21 protein-coding genes are annotated in these 22,244 nt (G+C 46.1%); 11 read left to right on the forward strand and 10 right to left on the reverse strand.

Features of this window, described 5'->3' with window-relative positions; genetic code table 11:
- Window position 1 precedes the first annotated feature (1 nt).
- The 4 genes from OU814_RS19610 to OU814_RS19625 are packed head-to-tail and all read right to left on the reverse strand — an operon-like array spanning window position 2 to window position 7,158.
- Window positions 2-1,201, reverse strand: a complete 1,200-nt coding sequence (locus tag OU814_RS19610) for a VWA domain-containing protein (protein ID WP_268241856.1) — start codon at window positions 1,199-1,201, stop codon at window positions 2-4.
- Entirely contained in the window at window positions 1,198-3,522 is a 2,325-nt protein-coding gene (locus OU814_RS19615; RefSeq protein WP_268241857.1) for a DUF5682 family protein, read from the reverse strand. Before OU814_RS19615 ends, OU814_RS19610 begins: the two co-directional genes overlap by 4 nt.
- Entirely contained in the window at window positions 3,522-4,619 is a 1,098-nt protein-coding gene (locus OU814_RS19620) for an ATP-binding protein (RefSeq protein WP_268241858.1), read from the reverse strand. Before OU814_RS19620 ends, OU814_RS19615 begins: the two co-directional genes overlap by 1 nt.
- Window positions 4,612-7,158, reverse strand: a complete 2,547-nt coding sequence (locus tag OU814_RS19625; protein WP_268241859.1) for a DUF4132 domain-containing protein — start codon at window positions 7,156-7,158, stop codon at window positions 4,612-4,614. The genes OU814_RS19620 and OU814_RS19625 overlap by 8 nt, the downstream gene beginning before the upstream one ends.
- Window positions 7,159-7,310: 152 nt before the next feature.
- Here OU814_RS19625 and OU814_RS19630 point away from each other — a divergent pair, with 152 nt between their 5' ends.
- Window positions 7,311-7,814 carry a DUF2243 domain-containing protein gene (locus OU814_RS19630; RefSeq protein WP_017286912.1) on the forward strand — a complete coding sequence of 168 codons (504 nt, stop codon included), beginning with the start codon at window positions 7,311-7,313 and terminating at the stop codon, window positions 7,812-7,814.
- An 89-nt stretch (window positions 7,815-7,903) separates the two neighbouring features.
- The gene (locus tag OU814_RS19635; protein ID WP_017286913.1) at window positions 7,904-8,836 is read left to right on the forward strand and encodes a manganese catalase family protein; all 933 of its coding nucleotides are present in this window, start codon (window positions 7,904-7,906) and stop codon (window positions 8,834-8,836) included.
- 196 nt (window positions 8,837-9,032) lie between these two features.
- Here OU814_RS19635 and OU814_RS19640 read toward each other — a convergent pair whose 3' ends face one another.
- From OU814_RS19640 to OU814_RS19655, 4 genes are all read right to left on the reverse strand, one after another.
- Window positions 9,033-9,893 carry a phycobilisome linker polypeptide gene (locus tag OU814_RS19640; protein ID WP_017286914.1) on the reverse strand — a complete coding sequence of 287 codons (861 nt, stop codon included), beginning with the start codon at window positions 9,891-9,893 and terminating at the stop codon, window positions 9,033-9,035.
- 172 nt (window positions 9,894-10,065) lie between these two features.
- On the reverse strand, window positions 10,066-10,881 hold the full coding sequence (locus tag OU814_RS19645; protein ID WP_017286915.1) for a phycobilisome linker polypeptide: 816 nt from the start codon (window positions 10,879-10,881) through the stop codon (window positions 10,066-10,068).
- Window positions 10,882-11,015: 134 nt separating this feature from the next.
- On the reverse strand, window positions 11,016-11,504 hold the full coding sequence (locus tag OU814_RS19650) for a hypothetical protein (protein WP_017286916.1): 489 nt from the start codon (window positions 11,502-11,504) through the stop codon (window positions 11,016-11,018).
- An 80-nt stretch (window positions 11,505-11,584) separates the two neighbouring features.
- Window positions 11,585-12,103 (reverse strand): phycocyanin subunit beta, encoded by a 519-nt coding sequence (locus OU814_RS19655; RefSeq protein WP_017286917.1) that lies wholly within the window; start codon window positions 12,101-12,103, stop codon window positions 11,585-11,587.
- A gap of 544 nt (window positions 12,104-12,647) precedes the next feature.
- On the opposite strand from OU814_RS19655, the gene OU814_RS19660 reads away from it, so the two are divergent.
- Complete coding sequence (locus OU814_RS19660; RefSeq protein ID WP_017286918.1) at window positions 12,648-13,400, forward strand: phycobilisome rod-core linker polypeptide; 753 nt, start codon at window positions 12,648-12,650, stop codon at window positions 13,398-13,400.
- 71 nt (window positions 13,401-13,471) lie between these two features.
- Here OU814_RS19660 and OU814_RS19665 read toward each other — a convergent pair whose 3' ends face one another.
- Window positions 13,472-14,035 carry a hypothetical protein gene (locus tag OU814_RS19665; RefSeq protein WP_190647501.1) on the reverse strand — a complete coding sequence of 188 codons (564 nt, stop codon included), beginning with the start codon at window positions 14,033-14,035 and terminating at the stop codon, window positions 13,472-13,474.
- 240 nt (window positions 14,036-14,275) lie between these two features.
- Here OU814_RS19665 and groES point away from each other — a divergent pair, with 240 nt between their 5' ends.
- The 5 genes from groES to OU814_RS19690 all read left to right on the forward strand — a co-directional run bounded on the left by groES (window position 14,276) and on the right by OU814_RS19690 (window position 18,926).
- Window positions 14,276-14,587 (forward strand): co-chaperone GroES, encoded by a 312-nt coding sequence (groES, locus tag OU814_RS19670; protein WP_017286920.1) that lies wholly within the window; start codon window positions 14,276-14,278, stop codon window positions 14,585-14,587.
- Between the two features lie 100 nt (window positions 14,588-14,687).
- On the forward strand, window positions 14,688-16,328 hold the full coding sequence (gene groL, locus OU814_RS19675) for a chaperonin GroEL (RefSeq protein WP_026148478.1): 1,641 nt from the start codon (window positions 14,688-14,690) through the stop codon (window positions 16,326-16,328).
- 120 nt (window positions 16,329-16,448) lie between these two features.
- On the forward strand, window positions 16,449-17,588 hold the full coding sequence (locus OU814_RS19680) for an AAA family ATPase (RefSeq protein ID WP_268241860.1): 1,140 nt from the start codon (window positions 16,449-16,451) through the stop codon (window positions 17,586-17,588).
- Window positions 17,589-17,590: 2 nt separating this feature from the next.
- Entirely contained in the window at window positions 17,591-18,256 is a 666-nt protein-coding gene (locus OU814_RS19685; protein ID WP_268241861.1) for a DUF3226 domain-containing protein, read from the forward strand.
- Window positions 18,257-18,431: 175 nt separating this feature from the next.
- A complete protein-coding gene (locus tag OU814_RS19690) occupies window positions 18,432-18,926 on the forward strand; it encodes a hypothetical protein (RefSeq protein WP_190647536.1) in 495 nt (164 codons plus the stop codon).
- 50 nt (window positions 18,927-18,976) lie between these two features.
- Here OU814_RS19690 and OU814_RS19695 read toward each other — a convergent pair whose 3' ends face one another.
- On the reverse strand, window positions 18,977-19,840 hold the full coding sequence (locus OU814_RS19695) for a DMT family transporter (protein WP_268241862.1): 864 nt from the start codon (window positions 19,838-19,840) through the stop codon (window positions 18,977-18,979).
- 10 nt (window positions 19,841-19,850) lie between these two features.
- On the opposite strand from OU814_RS19695, the gene OU814_RS19700 reads away from it, so the two are divergent.
- The 3 genes from OU814_RS19700 (at window position 19,851) to OU814_RS19710 (ending at window position 22,244) form a co-directional block, all read left to right on the forward strand.
- Complete coding sequence (locus OU814_RS19700) at window positions 19,851-20,447, forward strand: tRNA-(ms[2]io[6]A)-hydroxylase (protein ID WP_326498320.1); 597 nt, start codon at window positions 19,851-19,853, stop codon at window positions 20,445-20,447.
- Window positions 20,447-20,944: a GNAT family N-acetyltransferase gene (locus tag OU814_RS19705; protein ID WP_268241864.1), complete on the forward strand. Its 498-nt coding sequence runs from the start codon at window positions 20,447-20,449 to the stop codon at window positions 20,942-20,944. The genes OU814_RS19700 and OU814_RS19705 overlap by 1 nt, the downstream gene beginning before the upstream one ends.
- Window positions 20,945-21,098: 154 nt before the next feature.
- Entirely contained in the window at window positions 21,099-22,244 is a 1,146-nt protein-coding gene (locus OU814_RS19710; RefSeq protein WP_268241865.1) for an AI-2E family transporter, read from the forward strand.

Below are 22,244 nucleotides of genomic sequence, written 5' to 3' on the forward strand. Positions count from 1 at the left end.
GCTACTTCCTCACTGTTCGAGCAATCCATTCTGCAAGTTCTCCGGGAGTCATTGCACCAACGTGCATTCCCAGATTGACGAGCGCTTGGGCAGTTGTGCGATCGTAGTTTGGATTGGCATCAGAGTCGAGTGCAGCAAGTCCTAGCATCGTCACACCGCTTTCAATTAAACGGCGAGTGGTACTAAACAGCGTTTCGCGAGGTGCGCCTTCATAGAAATCAGTGATGAGAACAACGATCGTGTTGCGAGGATGATCAATCAGTGTTTCTGCATAGTTCAACGCTTGCCCAATGTTCGTGCCGCCTCCGAGTTGAACTTGCATTAAGGTTTCAACCGGATCACGGCATTGTTCGGTGAGATCGACGATCGAGGTATCGAAAATACAAAGATGAGTGCGGATCTGCTGCAATTGACAAAAGATAGAAGCTGTTACTGCGGCGTGAATAATGCTATCGATCATGCTGCCAGATTCATCGACCAGAATGATTAACTGCCAGCGATCGAGATTTCGACGAATTCGAGAATAGAAGTGTGGGCTTTTGATATAAAGTCTTTTGGTCTCAGGGTCATAGGTGCTGAGATTATGATGAATCGTAGCTTTCGGGTCAAAGTTTTTCGCAATTTTTAGGCAGGAGCGATGTTGTCGATCGAGCGTGCCTAAGAACGGAGATTGAACCTCACGCGCAAGTTTTTCTAGTAATTGATCAATCACTTTTTGAACAAGCTGCCGCGCCATAGCAAGTACGGCTTGATTCATTAAGTGTTTTGTTCGGAGGACAGCTTTGAGTAGCGTTAAGCTTGGTTCTGCACGACTCAGGAGATCTGGATCGGTGATCATTTCTTCGAGACGATAGCGCTCTAAGGCATCTTTTTCTAAACGCTCAATCGTCTTTTTCGGGAAGAGTTCATGAATTTCATTGATCCACTCTGGAATGGTTAGTGCTGAGCCTGCAAGTCCACCTTCACGAGAATGGTTTGGGTCAGATGGATTTTGAGAGTTGCTCGGTCGATCTTTTTGATTGATCCGAGAATTGCTTGAGTTGGGGCGAACATTGCGGGATTGATATTCTCGATCGTACAAAAACGATAGTGCTTCGGCTCGTCGCTGCCAAGTTTCAGAGGCATCTTCTCCGATGTTGAAATCTGGATGAGCCGATAAAATAACTTTCCAACGCATGGCTTGAGTGAGTGGATCATTCATTCGCGGATACCTCGCAGTCCATATTGTGCGATCGTGCTCAGTAATCTAGCTTCTCGTGCTTTAACCTGAGCAATCTGTTCAGATGAGATTTCCAAGACTGGTGCAGGTGTGTTTGTCCAAAATTGAGTCAGCGTGTGTGAAAGCATGTGCTGTTCTCTAGGGGTGAAATAAGTAAACGCCAGTCGCAGTGAGGGCAGAGCTTCGAGAAATGCTTCGTCATCAAACTGTGCAATGATGCGATCGATTTGATTTAACAGTTCTGGAGAACGCTGAATCATCTCACGCGCAATGCTGAAAAGACCTGTTAAGAAATCGCCTAAGTGATTAGAAATCGCATATAAATCGGTTAAAACTTGCTCAGTGGGAGCTTCATCAAGTACCCATAGTGCGCCGATGGTTGCACCTCGTAGAACTGGATTTTGAATTTGCTCTTGGCTCGTGCGGGCAAGAACAGCGATAAAGGCTTCACGATCGAGATTCAGTGTGCGATCGCATCGTTGCATCGTTTCAAGAAGAGTTTTGAACGCATTGAGAAGCTGTTGATCTTGATCTCGAACTTGTCCAAGGCTTTCTAAAAGCCAAAGGCTGCGAGTAAAAGTAACCTGCAAGAGATAGCCAAGTTCTGTATGTTCTGCAATTCCCAGAAGTTCATCATAGCTATAGAGATAAAGTAAATGCGTTAATGTGCTAGTAACAGCAAAGAAATCACTATCAGATTGAATCAGCGTGAGAAGCTGCTGATAGAGAGGAGGAATCAGTGATTGAACTCCCATTAAGCAAGCATCGAGTAAGAGTAAAGCAGCACTTTCAGATTGTTGCTCACATTTTTTCGCAAGCTCTAGCAATCGCATCTCAGCCGCTTCAAGTAAAGTAGACCCATAAATTGCAGCTTCGATGCAACTACCTTCATAGGCTGGACTCCACGCGATCGACCATTCCTCCCACTGAATCGAGAGATCCTGACGTGCAGCCAGATCGATTCCACCTGTGCGATTAAAGCCCGCAATTTGTAAGATTCGCAGTTGGTGCAAAAGTTTAGAGCAGGTGGGTTCTTCTAGTAAATTGAGTTGAACAATTCGCCCGATCGGCTGAGGTTCTAAATCATGCTGTTTTAATTGCTGCTTGATTTCTTGAACTAAAGGCGGAACAGAAATTCCCGCAGCAAGTTTCCCTCGTTCTGACCCGCGAAAAACTTCATGCACCGCCCGGAGTAAGGGGTGAGTAGTTGTGACTTCTTCTTTGATTAAAGAAGTGACGATCGCGTCAATGATATCCTGTCGCCAAATCTCTGCATGACCTCGCAAAGCAGCGAGAGCATGGGCAGCAGATTCAACGGCGATCAAATCTGCCGCGCTGATCAGTTGTTGATGTGATCGCAATGCTGTCACGATTTGAGCAAATACTTCGCGATAGATCGCATTGTGAGTGTAAGTATCTTCTTGAGCGGAGCTTTGATAACGATGCTGCCAAACCTGATGATAGAAGCCTGGATTCGGCATTCCCGCATCATATCCAGTCAGGCTATCTAAGCGATCGTAAGAAAAAGGAGTTAGCGCAATGCCTTGCTGAACGATCGCAGGTTTAAGGCACTGTTCAAGATAGGAAAAGACTAGACTTGCTTGTGGCTCAGTCGGTGGATTCAAAAGCTGAGTGTGAAGTGCATAACTATGAAAGCCACCCGTTACGACTAAGATTTGACCCCCGTATCGCGCGATCGCTTGCCGAATTTTCTCGGTCATAAAGGCTTCACGCTGTTGATCTTCGAGTGTGGGTTCGTCTAAAGCTCGACAGTGGAAACAAAACTGATGCGCTCGATCGAGATAAGTTTCCAAAGTGATTGCTGGATCAATTTCAAATAAATGATCCCAGAGATGATCCAGCCCTTCAATTCCAAGCGTTTCGCATAATTGGCTGACGTACTGACTTTGGCGAAGTTCGCGATCGCTATAACGATGATGAGCCGTTTTTGTCGTCGCCATTTTCGACCAGGGCAGATCAATGAATTCAGCCGAAATGTCTAACTCTTTAGCAATTTGTAGCGCTTGCCATTCTGGAGAATAGACACAGTAAGGATAGAACGCAGCTAAGCGAGTATTATCCGAAAAATGAGCATAGCTATAAACCGCGATCGGTAATTGGTGCGGTAAGTTAAGCTCGGAAATTTGATCATTAAAATCCGCAGGTCCTTCAATCAAAATTGCAGCAGGGCGAATCTTCGTTGCAAGCTCTCGAACAAATCGCGCACAAGCAGGACTATGATGGCGAACTGGAAAAAAGATCACCTTCGCATCTAAATTCAGAATTGAAGTATCAAAATCCATTACAACACCTGATGATGAGCCGTGTAATAGTCTTGCCAAAGCTGGTCTTGGCGATTTTTTACCACATGGTTGAAGTAATGCCGGAGCTTCTTCAAATCATCAGTTGCATCTTTTAAAGCGGAACCGACTAAGCTGTGTAAAAGATTTTCAGGAGTGGGAGCGCGATCGCCATAATAATAAGCATGAATTACCGAAGCATATCCAACTGAAACTGCCTCAGCCGTACTCATCACAGTTGTCAGTGGCTCAAATGTTCGACCGTCTTCAGTTTGTCCAGTGCGAAGCTCGCGAAATGTGGTAACTAAAACTTCGGTTAAATCTTCATTCAAACTCGCTGGAATCGCTGCTTGTTCTAGCATTCGATTTGTTTCTCGCTGGACTAGCTCGATTTCTTGCTGCAAATCTGAAATCGGTTGCAACGTCTCAAAATTGAAGCGCCGTTTCAGGGCTGCACTCATTTCATTGACTCCGCGATCGCGAGTATTAGCAGTTGCAATCACATTAAATCCGACTTTTGCATATAAGCTCCGATTGCTATCGGGTAATTCTGGAATGCTCATCATACGATCGCTGAGCACAGACAGTAAAGTGTCTTGAATCTCTAAGGGACAGCGCGTAATTTCCTCAAATCGGACAATCTTACCTTCGCTCATTCCGCGATGAAGTGGGGCGGAAACGAGCGATCGAGAACTTGGGCCTTCTGCTAGTAATAAAGCATAGTTCCAAGAGTATTTGATATTGTCCTCAGTTGTCCCCGCACTGCCTTGAATCGTGAGAGTTGAATCTCCACTGATTCCTGCCGCGAGCAACTCGCTCAGATAGCTTTTTGCAGTCCCCGGCTCACCAATCAGCATCAAACCGCGATTCGTTGCGAGTGCGACAATGCAGCGTTCCAATTGGGCACGACTGCCAACGAATTTTTGAGTAATTCCCAGTGCGCGATCGCCCAAAATAAATTTCAAAACCGATTGCGGCGTGAGCTTCCATCCCCCCGGACGAGGTGCATCTTTATCGAGTTCGGCAAGTTTCTTCAGTTCGGTTGCGTAGAGCGATTCGGCAGCGGGGCGTTGAAGTTCAATCTGAGCGCGTTTAGGCATGACGTTTTTTGGAACGGTGGGTCAGGTGGTCGATTTCGCGGAGCACTTCGCTAAAAACAAGTGGAGAAACTGTCGTTAGCGGAATGCGATCGCGCTCAGTGGGGACACGCCTACCATCCCAATCATTTGCAACAAAGAAAATGCGATCGATGCGTTGATACCCGTGTTCGCGGGGCATCTCCGAGACACTGAGAATAGCGGCGGTATGGTCAGCACGAAATCGCTTACAATACCCGCGCCAATGTCCGCGCCCGATATAGGTTTCAGTCCAGCCTAGCTTCATCAGAGATTGAGTTAAATTGACAGTGAAAACGCCTCGATCGGCGAACCGGGTGACAATCGTAGCATCTTGTTCCTGGGTTGACACAGAATATATTGGGCGATTGACTTGGGCAAAGGGCGGAATCAATTCATAGTCAGACAACAACTCTGCCCAGGTCGATTGATCTGGCATCTCTAACGGATGCGGCAAGTAAATATCGGCTTCTGAGGGAAGTTCTACAGGCATATCAGAGCTATCCGCGAGAGTTCCATCCTCGGCAATACGAAAACACGTCGATTCGGCTTGCCAGATCAAACTCTGAGCCATTGGACGTACGATCGGATGAAAGACGAAGGACTGAAATTCTGCAACAGTATAAGCAGCTCTGTGAATCATTTGCTGCTCAAATCGTAGCGATTGCAGGGTGAGAAATTGCTTGAGTTGGGTTTTGCTGAGTTGGGTTTGATGGGTCTTGGGTCTACGTTTGCGGGGGCTTCCCGAATTCGCAATCGTAGTGCAATGCCTCTCAAGAACTTCTCGCATTGCACAATCTTCTAACTGTCGCCGAGATAGATTGCGCGCTTTTGCAATCTCATCGAGTGCTTGTTCAGGTCGAATCAGTCTAGAAATCGGTGGGTATGCGAATTGCATCAATTGGTAAATTGCTGTCTCTGACGCATGCAATGTTAGTGCAGCGATTCCCGATGTTGCAAGCTGATGCTTTGATGCTTTACACCAGGCTCGAATCAAATCAGCTAACTTGAGAAGAATCTCATCATCGCCTAATCGCCCTAATGCTAAAACTACCCAGTCTGCTCGACCTTTCGGCTTTTTTAAGCTCCATTGTTCATAGAGTTGCCACACAAATTGGCTGAGTGAATCAGCATTTGTATGTTGTCTCAGAATTGATGAGCAATTGTCAGGATCAGCTTGGAGTAGATTCAAGATTGCTTGATGGTGAGTTGTTGAGAGTCGAGTGTCACCAACGACGATCGCGGGTAAATCACTCACTTTCACCCAATCTAGTGGCTCAAGCTTCGGAGCCGCATCTACGATCGCTTTAAACCACTTAGGCGTTTTGCCCAGTTCTTCTCGCTGCGGAGCATCAAAAATGAGCAGTTCGATCTGCTGATATTCATCATTCATTTTTTCACGGATCAAATTACCAAATCCTTGTCGCTGCATCATTCTGAGCCAAGCGATCGCGGTTTCTCTTAAAGGATGTTTTTGAATCGTGAGGGGAAGTAACCCCGCGATCGACAATTCTAGATTCTCTTCTAGCCATTGCTGTGCTCGATCGCGAATTCGCGATCGCTGAACAAGAGCAAGAATTTGGGGAGCGACAATGGGCGATCGGATCAAAGTCAGCACATCAAACATCTCAGCAGCATTTGATACTTCTTTGTTGCTATTGAGCGCAGCAATGCTCTCTGTGACAAGTTCTAGTGCAGTTAATTCCGTATGTGCCAACCATGCTCGAACCTGTTCGGCTGTCCCCAACCGTAATCTTAAACGACGAACATGATGCACAACTAAATCCGCACTTTCTAGCCCAAAAATAACTTCAAGTCTAAAATTGCGATCGAAAGCAGCATAGGATCTTTCAGGCTTCCATTTTGCAACTAAGGCTTCAAGCCAGTCATGTATACCTAATAAGGCGGAAAGATGAGGTCGAAAGTAGAACCTTTGAGGCTCCCAATTTGCCCTAATATAAGTTTTGATTGCTTCAAATTTCGTCTCATTCAAGTAAGGCAAAATATGCTGCCTGAATCCTACAAATAGTTGATATTGCCGATGCTCAGTTAATTTATCTAATAGCTGTTCAATCGATAGAAAATAGCTTAGGATAAACGTCATTTGAGCAGGCGCATAGTTACTTTCAACGAGAGTAAACCATTCCTGTATTTCAGCAATCTCGACTGGAGTAGCTAGAGGCTCAGTTTCACAGTGTTTTACAGTTTCACAGTGTTTTACTAAGTCTCGAACGCGATCGAAGTGATGTGCTTTCGTAATTGCCTCATACCAAAAAAAGGCTTCCTCGATCGACATTGAAACCGGAATTTCACAAGCCTCCCATTGCCAATGTCTACTTTTCAATCGTTTTACTTTTTTTAATTTCGCGATCGCGACTTCTAATTCAAAAGGTTGTGGCTCTGGACGAACCAACTGGGGACGTTTGCGCCAAGTTGCCCAACACCAGTCTGCTGGATCAAGATCGATGAGAGGATGACGGTCACATGGATATGTGCCACTGGCATCGAAAGAATCATACAGCATCATCTGGTTGATGGTTCAAGTATACTATCACAGAGATTTGACTCGTCATCATAGCACGCAACTTCGCAATGCATCCTGTTCGTCAGGTTCATTTGGCTCTATAGGTAGACGATCGCTCAGTTTCTCCTGACTAGGATTTAGGTTTTAGCCCTATGACTCAAGTTCTAGAACCTCAACAATCGCGGCTCCTCTCTAAGCAATTCATGCTTGCTGGAATTTTGCTCGGTATGGGATTTGCGGGATTTTTCGATGGAATTGTGCTGCATCAGATTTTGCAGTGGCATCACATGTTAAGCAGTGTGCGACCGATGACGAACATGAGTGATGTCAAAGTCCATTCAGTCGCAGATGGATTGTTTCATTTAGCCGATTATGGATTGACGATCGCGGGTGTTACTTTACTTTGGCGATCGCATCTCCAAGATCAACTACCAAAATCTTCCCAACCATTTATCGGATTAATTCTATTTGGGGCAGGATTATTTAATACGATCGAAGGCTTCATTGATCACGAAATTTTAGGAATTCATCATGTCCATTCAGGCACACATTACCTGCTTTGGGACATTGGTTTTTTAATGTTTGGAATTGGGCTGATTATAGCGGGTTTGAAATTACTCGATCGCTGGAAAAACGCTCCTGAATCTATGCCCTGAGTGTTCAACTATAGGCTGATTCAACGGTTAGATTGCATCGCTAAAACGGAGAGGTTCGCATGAAATTAACTCTTTTTTAGAGGAATCTTATGTTTCTACACACGAAGCGTTTACAGTACTTTACTCCTCCCTCTAAGCCCGACCCAATCTACGCCAAAAAGCTACAAGAATTAATTGGCGGTTCGATGGGTGAAATGACCGTAATGATGCAGTACTTATTCCAAGGCTGGAACTGTCGCGGTCCTGCAAAATATCGCGACCTATTGCTAGATACGGGAACCGAAGAAATTGGTCACGTTGAAATGCTCGCAACAATGGTGGCTCATCTTCTCGATAAAGCACCTGTAGAAATGCAGGAAGAAGGCGCAAAAGATCCAGTTGTCGGTGCAGTCATGGGCGGAACCAATCCCCGCGATGTAATTGCAGCAGCGATGAATCCTCAGCACGAAATTGTGTCTGGACAAGGTGCAATGCCCGCCGATAGTGTCGGCTTCCCTTGGAACGGTCGCTTTATTGTTGCCAGTGGAAACTTGCTGGCAGATTTTCGCTCGAACCTGCACGCAGAATCACAAGGTCTAATGCAGGCGGTTCGGTTATACGAAATGACCGACGATCCAGGTGTGAGAGACCACTTGAGCTTTATGATTGCACGGGATACGATGCATCAGAATCAATGGTTAGCCGCGATCGAAGAATTGCAGAGCGACGGATTTGAAGAGACGGTCACTCCCAAGATTGCCCACGAATATGGCAAGAAAGAGTACGCTTATCAATTCTGGAATAACTCCGAAGGTCAAGAAAGCGCTGAAGGTCGATGGGCAAAAGGACAATCGATCGATGGTAAAGGTCAATTTGAGTATGTAGCTAACCCCCAAGCCGTTGGTCCAATCCCAGAACCACCGCAACCCGATCCAAAACTACATGCCACTCCCGCGACTCCTGCCATGCAGAAGACCAGCGATAACGGTGCCAAAAACTTTGTCGATAGCGCAGTCGATACAGTCAAACAGATTACGAAGTAAGAGAGTGTAGGGAGTTCTTGTGTAACAGCCCTAAATTAGGCATGAAGTGGGGAGTGGGGAGTAGGGAGTGGGGAATTGTTCCCGTGGTCGCTCCCTACTCCCCACTCTTTTTAGCCTTTGCAACTCAAACAGGATTGCTATTTACTCCCTACTCCCCACTCTGCAAAATCAATGCAGTTGACGACTAATTCACATCCTACAGCGGAGTAATGCTCGCGATTTTACCGCCCTGACGCTGAACTCGCTGCATATGTGCCGACAGTTCCTCATAAGGAATCACCACAACCTTATTCACCCGGCGAACTTTTGGATAACCACCACCGCGAATACCAGCCACTTCCACCCGGTAGAATTGCCCCGATCCGTGCGCCTTAGAGCCACCAAATGCACTCGCTGTCGCATCTCCTTTCTGAGCAGACAAGAACGCAAAGCCCGGTGCCGAAGACGGAATAATCGTCGGAGCAGATTTCTGAGCAATATTCTTCGCTAAGCGAGGTGCACTGCCGGTCAGAGTTGCATTATCACTATTGGCATAGCCGCGATACAGTTGCAGCAAGCGAGGGAATCCAACCGTGCGTTGACCAACGCCAGTCGTCGTGAAATCCCGATAGTAAGGCACAATGTTTTCGCCAAAGCTGGATTGATACTCATCCGAATCAATGTAAGAATCAATGTCTGCTTCAAATCCCTTGGACTGATACAGATCTAGATGCTCAGTGATCTCAGACTGATCGTAAGGCGCACGACCCAACAGGTGCTTAAAGTTCAACTCGATCGTCCGGCTTTGGAAGCAGTTGTAAAAGAATTTCTCCTTGTACAAGTCTGATTTAGCAACTTGGCGCACAAACTCTTGCACGGTGATCTGACGGTTGCGGAGCAAAGACTCTGAAATGGTCAGGCGCTCAGACTTTAAGAGATGAGGATTTCCCAAAACTTGCTGATAAACCGCAAGAATCACGCCTTCGATCTCGTCCTGAGTCGCATAAGGACGCAATTCGACTTTGGCATCATCCAAACTGGAGATACCCAAGCGAGCTGCTGCTGTTGTAATAGCCACCTAAAACTCTCCTTTATATCGTAGGAAATGAACTGAATAAGGGACTTGCCATTCATTAGAATCCCACTGCTACATTGCAGAAACCGCCCGAAGTTGAGCTTAGGGCGGGATAGAATCGAGATTAAAGAAATCGTTCCTGGGACTTCATCGATTAGCAATTCCCTCAATCGATTTAGACAGGAGTCACACTGACCACTCTGCTGCCCGAACGATTCAACTGTTGAAGTTTCGAGGACAGTTGATCATAAGAAACAAGCACTTCCGTGGTTGCCTGCCGCACAACGGCTGAGTTTGGAGATGCAGAGCGCAACACCCGCAGACGATAGACATCACCACGGTTGCCACCTAACGCACCTGAAAGTGCAGTTGCCGAAGGAGCAGAGATCGGGGTTGCTAGGTTCTTCGCAACTTCCCAGGTTAAACGAGGCTGTTTTTGTCCCTGAGAGCGATCGCTATTTGCATATCCGCGATAGAGATGCAATAAACGACTAAAGCCGATCGCCCGTGAGCCAGGGTGATCGACTTGGAAATCGCGATGGTAAGGAACAATGTTTTCGCCGAAGCTGCTTTGATACTCAACTGAATCCAGATAAGAGTTGATTTCAGCTTCGTAGCCTTCATTCAGGAACAAGTCCAAATGGTAGGAAATCTCAGCCTGCTCGTAAGGTGCACGTCCTAGGAAATGCTTATAGTTCAGCTCGATAAAGCGCACATGGAAGTTCGGATACAAAAACTTCTCGCGATAGAGATCAGACGTTGCGATCGCCCGCACAAAGTCCCGCACCGAAATCACACCCTGAACGAGCTGCGATTCTGCTGCAACCAACCGTTCGCTTTGCATCAGATGCTCGTTGCCAAGCACTTGCCGATATGCTGCGCGAATCACCGCCTGCACTTCATCTTGAGTCCAATTCGCACGGAGTTCAACGGGCTTTGCTTCTTCAAAAGGCGTAATCCCTAACCGTGCAGCTTCTTGTAAACCAGGCATAGTTTGGTTCTCCCAATCTTACAAAGGACTAATCAATTGTTTCTTAAGCGTTCATGCCGACAAAAGTTGCCCAGAACGATAAACATAGCTCTCTCACAGACAGGAATGCTGATCGTCCTGGGCAAACCGCACAATTATGCAAGTGCGTTAATGATGTAGTCGATGTAGGAGTTTGCTTCCAGTGCAGGGTCACCGCTCAAGCCATGGTTTGCTTTGATGTAGCGAAGCGCTTCAGCATACCAAGCAGGAACCAATTCAAAACGGCTGTGCATTTCAGCCAAACCTGCCAACAGATACTCATCTGCAGGTCCAGTTCCACCTGCGATTAAGCAGTATTGGATCATCCGGATATAGTAACCGATGTCACGCAAGCATTTTGCTTTACCACGTGCGTCGGAAGCATAGTTCGCACCCTGCATTTGGGTGGTGTAGGGGAATTTTTGGTATACAGCGTTTGCTGCACCTTGAGCGAGTGAATCTGCTTTGTCACCCAAAGCTTTTGCAGCTTCGAGATCAGCGGTTGCCAAGCGGAGGCGACCGAAAGCGATTTGCAGCTCGGTGTTACCGAGGAAACGACCTTGTGAATCAGCAGCAGCAACTGCTTCTGTCAATTGTGTTTTCATTGGATTCTTTCTCCGTAGTGTTGTAGAAGTTTTCAAACTAAAGCGAGTGCGATGAATCGCATCGCCGAGAATTGAGGGAGTTAGCTGATCGCAGCAGCAGCACGATCGAAGTAGCTGCTCAATTCAGCAATCAAAGAGCTACAATCACCCGGTTGGATATTGTTGCGATCGTTGGCAATTGCGATCGCAGCTTCTTTCATTTTGACGATGCTGTTCGCCATTGAAGAGGTCGGAACGCCCAAAGCAATGTAGGTTTCACGCAGACCATTCAAGCAGCGATCGTCGAGCACGCTTGCATCACCCAAGAAGACTGCATAGGTAACGTAGCGCAGAACGATTTCCATATCGCGCATACAAGCTGCAACACGACGGTTGGTGTAAGCATTTCCACCAGGAGCAATCAATTGAGGCTGTTCTTCAAACAATGCCCGTGCTGCATTCGTAACGATCGTCGAAGCGCTACCTGTGATTCTGTTCACAACATCGGTGCGCTTTGCACCGTCTTTTACGACTGCCAAGAGAGCGTCGATTTGTGCGCCACTGACGAGCTGACCTTGTGTATCAGCCTGTGAAACGACCTTAGTAAAGGCATCTAGCATTGATTCAATCTCCTAATGTGTTGGATTGAGTAAACTTCCTGTTTAAATCTGTGAGAATCAGTCGCACCTGGAGAGCAACCGTCTCATTAAGACTAGCCATAAGAATTAAAGTCTTAAGCTTTTCTGTTAAAGATTTACTTCTTTTGACTATTCTTGCTGAATTAATTAGAGCAGTCTGCTTGTGCAAAACTTGTGCAATTTTCAGCAGATAAGATACAAACTTAGTTAAGAAATATAAACTGAAACAAAAGCCAGTTTTTGTAAGCTTTCTCAGGATTTCTGAAGCTTTCTATTTCAAAGTTTAGTCATTAAGAAAAACGAAATTAAACGACGAAATGCTTTCAGGGCATCATTTTCAGCGTCATTTCGTAATGGTTTTTTACGAATTTATAGCGAGGTTTCTGTTGGCTTTATCTGGTATTCTGTGTTGACGAAGTTAAGGTCTGTAACGTTTTATCGAACGGATGTCTGTTGAAATCCCCTTATCTTTTATGATCGAAGGTGCCATTTTTTCAAGTTTTATAAAGTTGGAGGTTTGTATAACGTGGCAATTCCTCTCTTAGCCTATTCTCCTACTTGTCCTAACCAGCGGGTTGATGCATTAGGCGCACCCGATGATGAAGCAATCATTTATTCAACTGATAATCAGTATTCACCCACGGAGATGGGAGATCTGATTAATGCGGCGTATCGCCAGATCTTCTTCCATGCTTTTCGATGGGATCGAGAAACCATTCTTGAGTCTCAACTTCGCAATAGACAGATCACGGTGCGTGATTTCATTCGCGGACTGTTGCTCTCGAATACCTTTATCGATAGCTTCTATAACAAAAATAGTAACTATCGCTTCGTGGAACACTGTGTCCAGAAAGTTCTGGGACGGAAAGTTTACAACGAAGCTGAGAAGATTGCTTGGTCAGCCGTTGTGATGACCAAAGGGGTCAAAGGGTTTGTCGATGACTTGCTGAACAGTGAAGAGTACATCGAAAACTTTGGTGAGAACACTGTTCCGTATCATCGCCGTCGGACTCTACCAAGCCGGACATTGGGTGAAACGCCCTTTAACATTACTTCTCCCCGCTACGATGGTTACTATCGGGCGAAGTTGGGCTTCCCTCAAACGATCTGGCAAGAAGTGGTTCGCAATTTCACATCTTACGAGAATCGACCCAAAAATGGCGATCCTTCGCTGTTCCTCAATATGGCGAGAAGTGTCAACACTCAAGGCGGAAACCCAGGTCGCACTTCTGTGTATGACATTGACATTGAAAAGTCTGTTCCTTATCGCAAACGCTAATTAGTCTGCGATCGTCATCCGATTTGGATGCTGAGGAACTTTACTTCATCGTCTAAATCGGATTCATCCATCTATTCGCGAATCCAGAGCGCCAGCCCGCCGCCACGACCGCGCGCTGCAATTAAATCGTCAGTGATCAAAAAGAATGCAAAGAAAGGCAGTTTAGCGATCGACATCTCTTCAAATTCTTGTTCTTTTGCTTCTCCACCTCGAACCGCACCTTTTTTCAGCACAATCGATCCAAACGTCACCTGGATCTGTGTGAATTCAAACGCCAACAAATTTTTCTTCGTCTGAAATCGGGCAGGTCCCGTAAATTTCAATTGCAATGCGCCAAGCTGTGCCAGATTTCCGATGCGCTCCGCTTCATCTCGCGCAAAAGAAATCTGAGCCTTTGCCAATTTCGGCACGTAATAGCCTTTCTTTAACTGAATACCGCCTTGTCGAAGTTTTCGGGTTCCAGTCGCGAAGCAGAGTCGCCATTGACCAACAAGCTGATCAAAAGAAAATTGCGGTGGATGTTGTTTCGCAAATTTTTCTGCCTGTAAGAGCGCATCCACAACTTGCTCTGCATCCGGTCGGGATGTGCCGGAGCGAAACGCCCTTGCCGCCTGATTTAGAATCTCAACACTCATAAAACTGCTCACCCGTTCGGGAACCCGTACTCATCCAAAAGTTGCATCTAACACCGCACTTCGTTAAATTAGCACTCAGGAGATGAGAGTGCTAACTCAAAGATCCAAATGCCTGTAGACTGGTAAGCGTTGAAAAATTACCCGTACTGCGGCAACTGGCTGAACCTGTTGTGAAATGGGACATCCAGCTTAACAGTATTTGATCGTTTCGTGTCCATTTAGATTGTTTGGAGAATTTGTATGGCAGCTGTGTCTCTGAGCGTTTCCACCGTCAAACCGTTGGGCGATCGCGTATTTGTGAAAGTGAGCGAAGCAGAAGAAAAAACTGCTGGCGGAATTATTTTGCCGGATAACGCTAAAGAAAAGCCCCAAGTCGGCGAAATCGTTTCAGTTGGAAACGGCAAGCTCAATGAAAAAGGCGAACGCCAACCGATGGAAGTTCAAGTCGGCAACAAAGTTCTGTACTCGAAGTATGCAGGAACCGACATCAAACTCGGTGGCGACGACTATGTTCTGTTGTCTGAAAAAGACATCTTGGCTGTTGTTTCATAACGATTCTCGATTTTGGATTGCAGCAATCTAAAGTCGCAGATCCAAATTTCTCTTCTCTCTTCTTTCTCTCTGTAAACCTTACAAAGCTTTTAACTCCACTATGGCTAAGCGCATCATTTACAACGAAAACGCTCGTCGTGCTCTAGAGCGCGGTATGGACATTCTCGCTGAAGCAGTTGCCGTCACCTTGGGTCCCAAAGGACGCAACGTTGTGCTTGAGAAAAAGTTCGGCGCACCTCAGATCGTCAATGACGGTGTAACGATCGCGAAAGAAATCGAACTCGAAGATCACGTTGAAAACACTGGCGTTGCTTTGATTCGTCAAGCGGCTTCCAAAACCAATGATGCGGCTGGAGATGGAACCACGACTGCAACCGTTTTGGCTCACGCGATCGTCAAAGAAGGAATGCGCAACGTTGCCGCTGGTGCAAACGCAATCCTCTTGAAGCGTGGTATGGACAAAGCAACTGCATTCTTGGTTGAAAAAATTGCAGCACATGCTCGTCCGGTTGAAGATTCCAAAGCGATCGCGCAAGTTGGAACCATCTCAGCAGGGAATGATGAAGAAGTCGGTCAAATGATCGCTTCGGCAATGGATAAAGTCGGTAAAGAAGGCGTTATCTCGCTCGAAGAAGGCAAATCGATGACGACCGAATTGGAAGTCACCGAAGGGATGCGCTTCGACAAAGGCTACATCTCGCCTTACTTCGCAACCGACACCGAGCGCATGGAAGCAGTTCTCGAAGAACCTTTCATCTTGATCACCGACAAGAAGATCAACTTGGTTCAAGACCTCGTTCCTGTGCTTGAGCAAGTCGCTCGTGCAGGTCGTCCCCTGATCATCATTGCAGAAGATATCGAGAAAGAAGCTCTGGCAACCTTGGTTGTGAACCGTCTGCGTGGCGTATTGAACGTTGCAGCAGTTAAGGCTCCTGGCTTTGGCGATCGTCGGAAAGCAATGCTCGAAGATATCGCTGTTCTGACTGGTGGACAATTGATCACCGAAGATGCAGGTCTGAAACTCGATACGACTAAGCTTGACCAATTAGGTAAAGCTCGCCGCATCACGATCACCAAGGACAACACCACGATCGTCGCTGAAGGCAACGAAGCGCAAGTGAAGTCTCGCGTCGAGCAACTTCGCCGTCAAATGGAAGAAACCGAGTCTTCTTACGACAAAGAAAAGCTGCAAGAGCGCTTGGCTAAGTTGGCAGGTGGTGTTGCAGTGATCAAAGTCGGTGCTGCAACCGAAACCGAAATGAAGGATCGTAAGCTCCGCCTCGAAGATGCTATCAACGCAACGAAAGCTGCTGTTGAAGAAGGTATCGTTCCTGGTGGTGGTACAACCTTGGCTCACTTGGCTCCTGAACTCGAAAGCTGGGCTTCTAGCAACCTCAGCGGCGAAGAGTTGATCGGTGCTCAAATCGTGGCTCGTGCGTTGACCGCTCCTCTGAAGAGAATTGCTGAAAACGCAGGTCAAAACGGTGCGGTGATTGCTGAGCGTGTGAAAGAGAAAGAATTCAATGTTGGCTACAATGCTGCATCGGGTGAATTCGTTGACATGCTGGCTGCTGGTATCGTTGACCCTGCGAAAGTAACTCGCTCTGCATTGCAAAATGCTGCATCGATCGCGGCAATGGTCTTGACGACCGAGTGTATCGTTGTAGACAAGCCTGAGCCGAAAGATGGTGCTGCGGCTGGTGCTGGCGCTGGTGGCGGCATGGGCGACTTCGATTACTAATCTCAGTCTCTAAACAATTTAGCGCGATCGTTTCTGCAAAGGAGCGATCGCGCTTTTTTTAGCGGAATGTTTAGCGATCGCTTATCCTAATAGCAAATCCACTGGTATCTGCAAGAAATTATGTTGAAGTCAGCAAAAATAGAAAACTTTCGAGGGTTCAAAAACTTCGAGCTTCAACAACTTGGCAGGATTAATTTGCTAGTTGGTACAAACAATAGTGGGAAGACATCACTCCTTGAGGCAATTCAGCTTCTTTGTTCAAGAACCAATCTTGAACCACTTATTAAAACAATGGGTAATCGTGGTGAATACTCATTGGGCGATCCTAATGCTCTTGGCAGTCGATTACGTCGCGATCTGTCTGCCTTAGATATCTGCAATCTCTTTCATGGATATGAAGCTAAAGTAGACAGTAAATTAGTTATCTCAGGAAAACAAGATGGTAATGATGAAGAATTGATCCTGTCTCTCGAAGAGGCTAGTTTTGATGATGTAGAAGGGCAATTTGATGATCGCGGAGGACTGATTGACGATCCAATCTTGAAATTGGTTGCTCAATGGAAATATGGACATCAAACCGATAAAGTTGAGGAACGGTCTTTTACTCTTTCTTCTGATTTATCACTTCGCACCGATTATCTAAGACGAATTCGTGCCGATTCAAGTGTTCCCCTGATCAATATGCAGTTTGTCACTCCTTTCTCTCTTCCAGCAGATAGAATGATAGAAATGTTTGAAGAGCAAATTGTTTTGACACCAGAAGAAGATGTCATAAATCAAGCACTTCGTAATATCGAACCTGAAATTGAACGCATTGCTCCGATAAGTTCTAGAAAAGCTCGCTATACAGAATTAGGTGTACGCGCTGGGTTCTTAGTGAAATTGTCAGATAAGAATCAGCGTGTCCCAATCGGAAGTATGGGTGATGGAATTTGGAGAATGCTAGGACTTACATTATCTGCGGTTGCTGCTAAAGGAGGTGTGTTATTTGTGGATGAGATTGACACAGGACTGCATTTTACTGCCCTATCTAACATGTGGAAGCTCATTTGGGATGTAGCAAATCGACTTAATGTTCAGGTATTTGCGACTACTCATAGCCGCGATTGCTGGGAGAGCCTCTCTGAAATAGCGCGCTCGCAAGATGCCGAAGAACAAGGAATTACAATTCATCGAATTGAGAAAAATAAACAACGCTCGGTTGTCTTTAATGAACGAAGGATTGTGATTGCGGCTGAACAAGATATTGAGGTTCGGTGAGCGTGGCGAAGAAAGTTTTTCCGAAGAAGCTTCTTGTAGAAGGCAACGAAGATAAAAGAGTCATTCCTGAACTGATCGAGAAAAATGACGTGATATGGGTAGATGAGGAGAACCATCCTATTGTTCAAATTCAGGCACTCGATGGGTATGAAAAGCTCACTGATCCTGACGAATTAGCAGTTCAACTGGATGCATCTGGATTACAGATACTTGGCATCTTAATTGATGCGGATGAGCAACCTGATTCTCGATGGCAAAGTATTAGAAATGCCGCTCGTAAAAGTATTCCAGATTTGCCGAGTCAACTTCCAGAAGCTGGACTGATTCATCAAGCTCAGAACTCTATCGGTGATCCAATCAAATTTGGAATCTGGCTGATGCCTGACAATCGATTACAAGGGATGCTAGAAACTTTTCTGGCAAACCTCATTGAGGATGACAAACAGGAACTCTGGCAATATGCTCAGGAAGCGACACAAATTGCCGCCACTAAATTTGCTCCTTTCAAGCTAACGCATACAGATAAAGCTAATTTGTATACCTGGTTAGCTTGGCAAGCTCCACCGGGAAGACAACTTCATCAGGCAATCCAAGAACGAATTTTGCAGCCACAGCATCCAACAGCACAAGCATTCGTTCGCTGGTTTAAGAATTTGTATAACGTTTAATTGTGATCGCGGCAATAGTTCTGATAACTGAATGTCTTGCTGTGAATAAGCATGAACCGAAAAATGGCGCTGCGGTTAGTCCATCAGCGCGATCGCGCTTTTTTGAATTCAGGAAATTGCTCTAGCGGTGGTGTATTTAACGAAACCACCACAATGCAAAAGACTGAGCTATTTTATGAGATCGAATATTGCTCGATTGGGTTTAGGAATTGTTGCTTTATCTATTTTCTCAGCCGTTCCAGCCAGCGCCGCCAATGTTGAAATGCGAGTCCTCACAGCAAACGATACTGGCGCGATCTGTCCTGATAAGGTGACGTTGACAGAAACTCCGCGACCCTATCGTGAGGGAGGTTATACGATCGATGGGTCAGCAAACTTTAAGGCGATCGCAGAGAACATGACGATCGCTGCGACTGACGATTATAGTGTCACTTGGGTCGGCAAACTCAAACCTAAGTACAGCAAATGCACCGCAACGGCTGGCATCACTCGTATTGGCAATGAAGCTTATCAAGGACATTCTTATCTGCGCCTCCGCTTCATGAATGGAAAGGTTTACCTGATCCTTGATATGACTGGACAGGCAGATGCCAACGACTTCACAACGGTGATCTTGCAGAAATCAGTGCGAAATGGCAATCCAACCTGGAGTTGGGGAGGAACCGATTAAATCAGAAATTCCGTGTGATCGAGCTTTAACACGAAAGAACCAAGCATCCTTTAAAACAAGGTCAACACAATTACGCCGAACACCATAATTGCGGCTCCACCGAGCCGCTCCTCTAACCCTGTTTCTCGAAATAGGAAATGCCCAAATAGCACACTGATGAGCGCACTCATCCGTTTAATCGCAATGACTTGCGTGACCAAAGTATAAGTTACCGCGATCATCTGAAATGTAATTGCGATCGCATGAAAGAACCCAATCAACATCAGCGGCTGCAAATTTGGCAAAATCTGCTTGAACTTGTGGCGGGAATTGAACAGCGCGATCGGAAACATGCCGACTGCTAAATAAGCATAAAGTGCTGTTGACCAAAAGAGCGGGGAGGAATTGACGACTCCAACCTTATCGAAATTAGACGTAATACTCCAGATAAAGGCAACCATCAACATGAATCGGCTGCCTTTATTTTTCAGCAAGGCTTTCAAGGGTGCAAAGTAGCCTTTCTTGCGCTCGCGTAAGTTCAAAACATAAGAGCCAATCACGATCAGAGCAATTCCGATCGCATCAGCAAAGGTTGGATTTTCCTGCACAATTAACGGCGACGTGACCAGCAAGAATAATGGAGTCAGCGTCACTAATGGAACCGTTAGCGATAAATCTGCGATTTGAATTGCGCGAATGTAAAGCGTAAAAGAAATGACATTCAACGTTCCACCAATCAGCAATGCAACCCAAAATCCAGGCTCAACTTTTGGGATACCAGCCGCAAATAGTAAGGGAATCAGAAAAAGAACAGCAAAGATATTGGCAGTCCAAGCCACGATGTAAACATCTAAGTTTCTCAGACTGTATTTACTCGAAACATCCTTCAAAGACTCAAAAAAAGCCGTTAGAATTGCAAATGCCAACCAAATCATGAGAGTTTCCGTGGTTTCTTCTTTGCCGACGATTCGCTTTTTGCAACAGCCGACGAGTTCTGCTTGGGTCGAGCAAGCCTTGGCTAATCTAAACACAATTTTGCTAGATCATTCTCACTGCGAACGTAAAGCGGCTGGAGTTGCGTTGAATTTAATGTTTCGCTATCCTTCCAGTGCAAAATTAGTGCGATCACTGACTGCGATCGCTCAAGAAGAACTCGAACACTTTGAGCAAGTCAACCAAATTTTAGAGCGTCGCAACATTCCGCTTGCACCGCTTGCACCGCCGCCTTATGGTGCAAGTTTGAACAAACAAATTCGTCGCGAAGAACCCGATCGCATGTTAGATTCTCTCTTGGTTTCTGGCTTGATCGAAGCTCGGAGTCATGAGCGGTTGGGACTTCTCGCCACGCATTGCGAGGATCAAGAATTAGCGAAATTTTATCGAGCCTTGATGGCTTCTGAAGCTCGACATTACGGAGTGTATTGGACATTAGCGGATACTTACTTTGAGCGATCGCTGATCACTCAACGCCTCGAAGAACTCGGAACCATCGAAAGTCAAATTCTCTCGACGTTATATCCTCAGCCCAGAATTCATAGCTAATGCAGTACCAAGACTTTCTAATTCGAGCTTGGCAGCCGCACGATCGCATGGCTGCTTTCAACCTGATTGGCTCAGTGTTGGCAGAGTATGGACTGATTCAGGAACCCGAAGGAGCCGATCGCGATGTCTTAGAAGTCGAAACTTTCTATCAAAGTGGCGAATTCTGGGTCGTTGAGCGCAATCATCAACTGGTGGGAACAGCAGCTTACTATCCAATTTCTAGAAGCAAAAACGCAGTTGAAATTCGCAAAATGTACTTGCGACCCGAAGTGCGAGGATTGGGATTAGGAAAGTTTTTACTCAGTGAATTGGAAAACGCGATCGCTCAAAAAGGTTTTGAACAAATTTGGATCGAAACCGCGAGTGTCTTAAAAGAAGCCGTTCAACTCTACGAAAAAAATGGTTATCAACCCGCAACAGGTGTTGAAACTGCCCGATGCGATCGAGTGTATGTCAAATACCTGACTGAGAATCAACCTGCCTTCCTTAAGTTGTAAATGTCAAAACCACTCCCCACTCCCCACCAAATTCAGGATCGCCTTACGTCAAAAAATCCATCCCCCCTCCCGTAATGAAGTTTAAAAAATCAGACTCACATACGACCAGAGCAGCTAAACTCGATTAGTTTGCTCGTGTTAGGGGTGAGAAATTGTGGGACTTGGCAAGTGGGTCGGATTTCTAGCATTAGCGATTTCCCTCTATGTGCTGTGGGAGATGCGACAGGTTTTACTGCTCGTCTATGCAGCAGTTGTGTTTGCGACCGCATTAAATAGTTTTGTCAATACATTGCAGCGCTTCAAAATCAAGCGAGGCGGAGCTGTTCTCATTGCAATTGTGACCTTATTGACTGCGGCGATCTTTTTCGTCGCGCTGATTGTGCCGCCGTTTATTGCACAGTTCCAGCAGTTAGTAGAAATTGTGCCCCGGGGACTCGATCGCGTTCAGATCTGGGCGCAACAAATGCAGAACACGCTTCCTGGAGGAATGGCGCAATATATCCCGGATGTAGAAGATTTGATCCGTCAGGGTCAACCGCTTGTAGCGCGGTTACTCAGTAACTTCTTTTCATTCTTCTCGAACACATTCAACGTTCTGTTGAATATTCTATTGATCTTGATTCTGACCGTTATGTTGCTGATTGATCCTCAATCTTATCGACGAGGATTCATCGCACTATTTCCGTCGTTTTATCGGAGACGGGCAGATCAAATTCTGTCGATGTGCGAAGTTTCATTGGTCAATTGGGTAATTGGGATCATGATCAATATGATTGTGATCGGTCTAGTCAGCGGAATCGCGCTGCTGATTTTAGGTGTACCGCTGGTATTAGCCAATGCGCTTTTAGCCGGATTGTTGGAAGCAATTCCGAATGTGGGTCCTGTTTTAAGTGTGATTCCGCCAATGGCAGTGGCATTACTCGATGCGCCCTGGAAAGCCGTTGCCGTGCTAGTGCTGTACATTGTGATTCAGCAATTAGAGCAGTATTTACTCGTTCCGTTTGTGATGTCGCGTCAGGTGGCAATTTTACCTGCGGTAACGTTGATGTCACAAGTTGTATTCACGGTTTTCTTTGGCTTTCTTGGCTTGTTTTTAGCCATTCCGCTTGTGATTGTGGGTCAGATTTGGGTGCGTGAGGCATTAGTGCGGGACATCCTCGATCGCTGGCGCAAAGACGAAATCGAAGCAGAACTGCTCGAACCCACCCCCCCAGAATTACAAAAGCTGCCAGCAGCCACACAAATCCACAGCTCGACTGCACCAAAAGATGAACCGCCGAGCGAGTCTCAAGAGGAGTAG

It is taken from the genome of Leptolyngbya sp. GGD (assembly GCF_026735145.1).
In the GTDB taxonomy this organism is placed as follows: Bacteria; Cyanobacteriota; Cyanobacteriia; order Leptolyngbyales; family Leptolyngbyaceae; genus Leptolyngbya; species Leptolyngbya boryana.

What these genes read in the sequence shown, in the direction of transcription:
- OU814_RS19610 (WP_268241856.1), bottom strand. Translation starts at nt 1,201, where the DNA reads ATGAATGATCCACTCACTCAAGCCATGCGTTGGAAAGTTATTTTATCG.
- OU814_RS19615 (WP_268241857.1), bottom strand. Translation starts at nt 3,522, where the DNA reads ATGGATTTTGATACTTCAATTCTGAATTTAGATGCGAAGGTGATCTTT.
- OU814_RS19620 (WP_268241858.1), bottom strand. Translation starts at nt 4,619, where the DNA reads ATGCCTAAACGCGCTCAGATTGAACTTCAACGCCCCGCTGCCGAATCG.
- OU814_RS19625 (WP_268241859.1), bottom strand. Translation starts at nt 7,158, where the DNA reads ATGCTGTATGATTCTTTCGATGCCAGTGGCACATATCCATGTGACCGT.
- OU814_RS19630 (WP_017286912.1), top strand. Translation starts at nt 7,311, where the DNA reads ATGACTCAAGTTCTAGAACCTCAACAATCGCGGCTCCTCTCTAAGCAA.
- OU814_RS19635 (WP_017286913.1), top strand. Translation starts at nt 7,904, where the DNA reads ATGTTTCTACACACGAAGCGTTTACAGTACTTTACTCCTCCCTCTAAG.
- OU814_RS19645 (WP_017286915.1), bottom strand. Translation starts at nt 10,881, where the DNA reads ATGCCTGGTTTACAAGAAGCTGCACGGTTAGGGATTACGCCTTTTGAA.
- OU814_RS19650 (WP_017286916.1), bottom strand. Translation starts at nt 11,504, where the DNA reads ATGAAAACACAATTGACAGAAGCAGTTGCTGCTGCTGATTCACAAGGT.
- OU814_RS19655 (WP_017286917.1), bottom strand. Translation starts at nt 12,103, where the DNA reads ATGCTAGATGCCTTTACTAAGGTCGTTTCACAGGCTGATACACAAGGT.
- OU814_RS19665 (WP_190647501.1), bottom strand. Translation starts at nt 14,035, where the DNA reads ATGAGTGTTGAGATTCTAAATCAGGCGGCAAGGGCGTTTCGCTCCGGC.
- groES (WP_017286920.1), top strand. Translation starts at nt 14,276, where the DNA reads ATGGCAGCTGTGTCTCTGAGCGTTTCCACCGTCAAACCGTTGGGCGAT.
- groL (WP_026148478.1), top strand. Translation starts at nt 14,688, where the DNA reads ATGGCTAAGCGCATCATTTACAACGAAAACGCTCGTCGTGCTCTAGAG.
- OU814_RS19680 (WP_268241860.1), top strand. Translation starts at nt 16,449, where the DNA reads ATGTTGAAGTCAGCAAAAATAGAAAACTTTCGAGGGTTCAAAAACTTC.
- OU814_RS19690 (WP_190647536.1), top strand. Translation starts at nt 18,432, where the DNA reads ATGAGATCGAATATTGCTCGATTGGGTTTAGGAATTGTTGCTTTATCT.
- OU814_RS19695 (WP_268241862.1), bottom strand. Translation starts at nt 19,840, where the DNA reads ATGATTTGGTTGGCATTTGCAATTCTAACGGCTTTTTTTGAGTCTTTG.
- OU814_RS19705 (WP_268241864.1), top strand. Translation starts at nt 20,447, where the DNA reads ATGCAGTACCAAGACTTTCTAATTCGAGCTTGGCAGCCGCACGATCGC.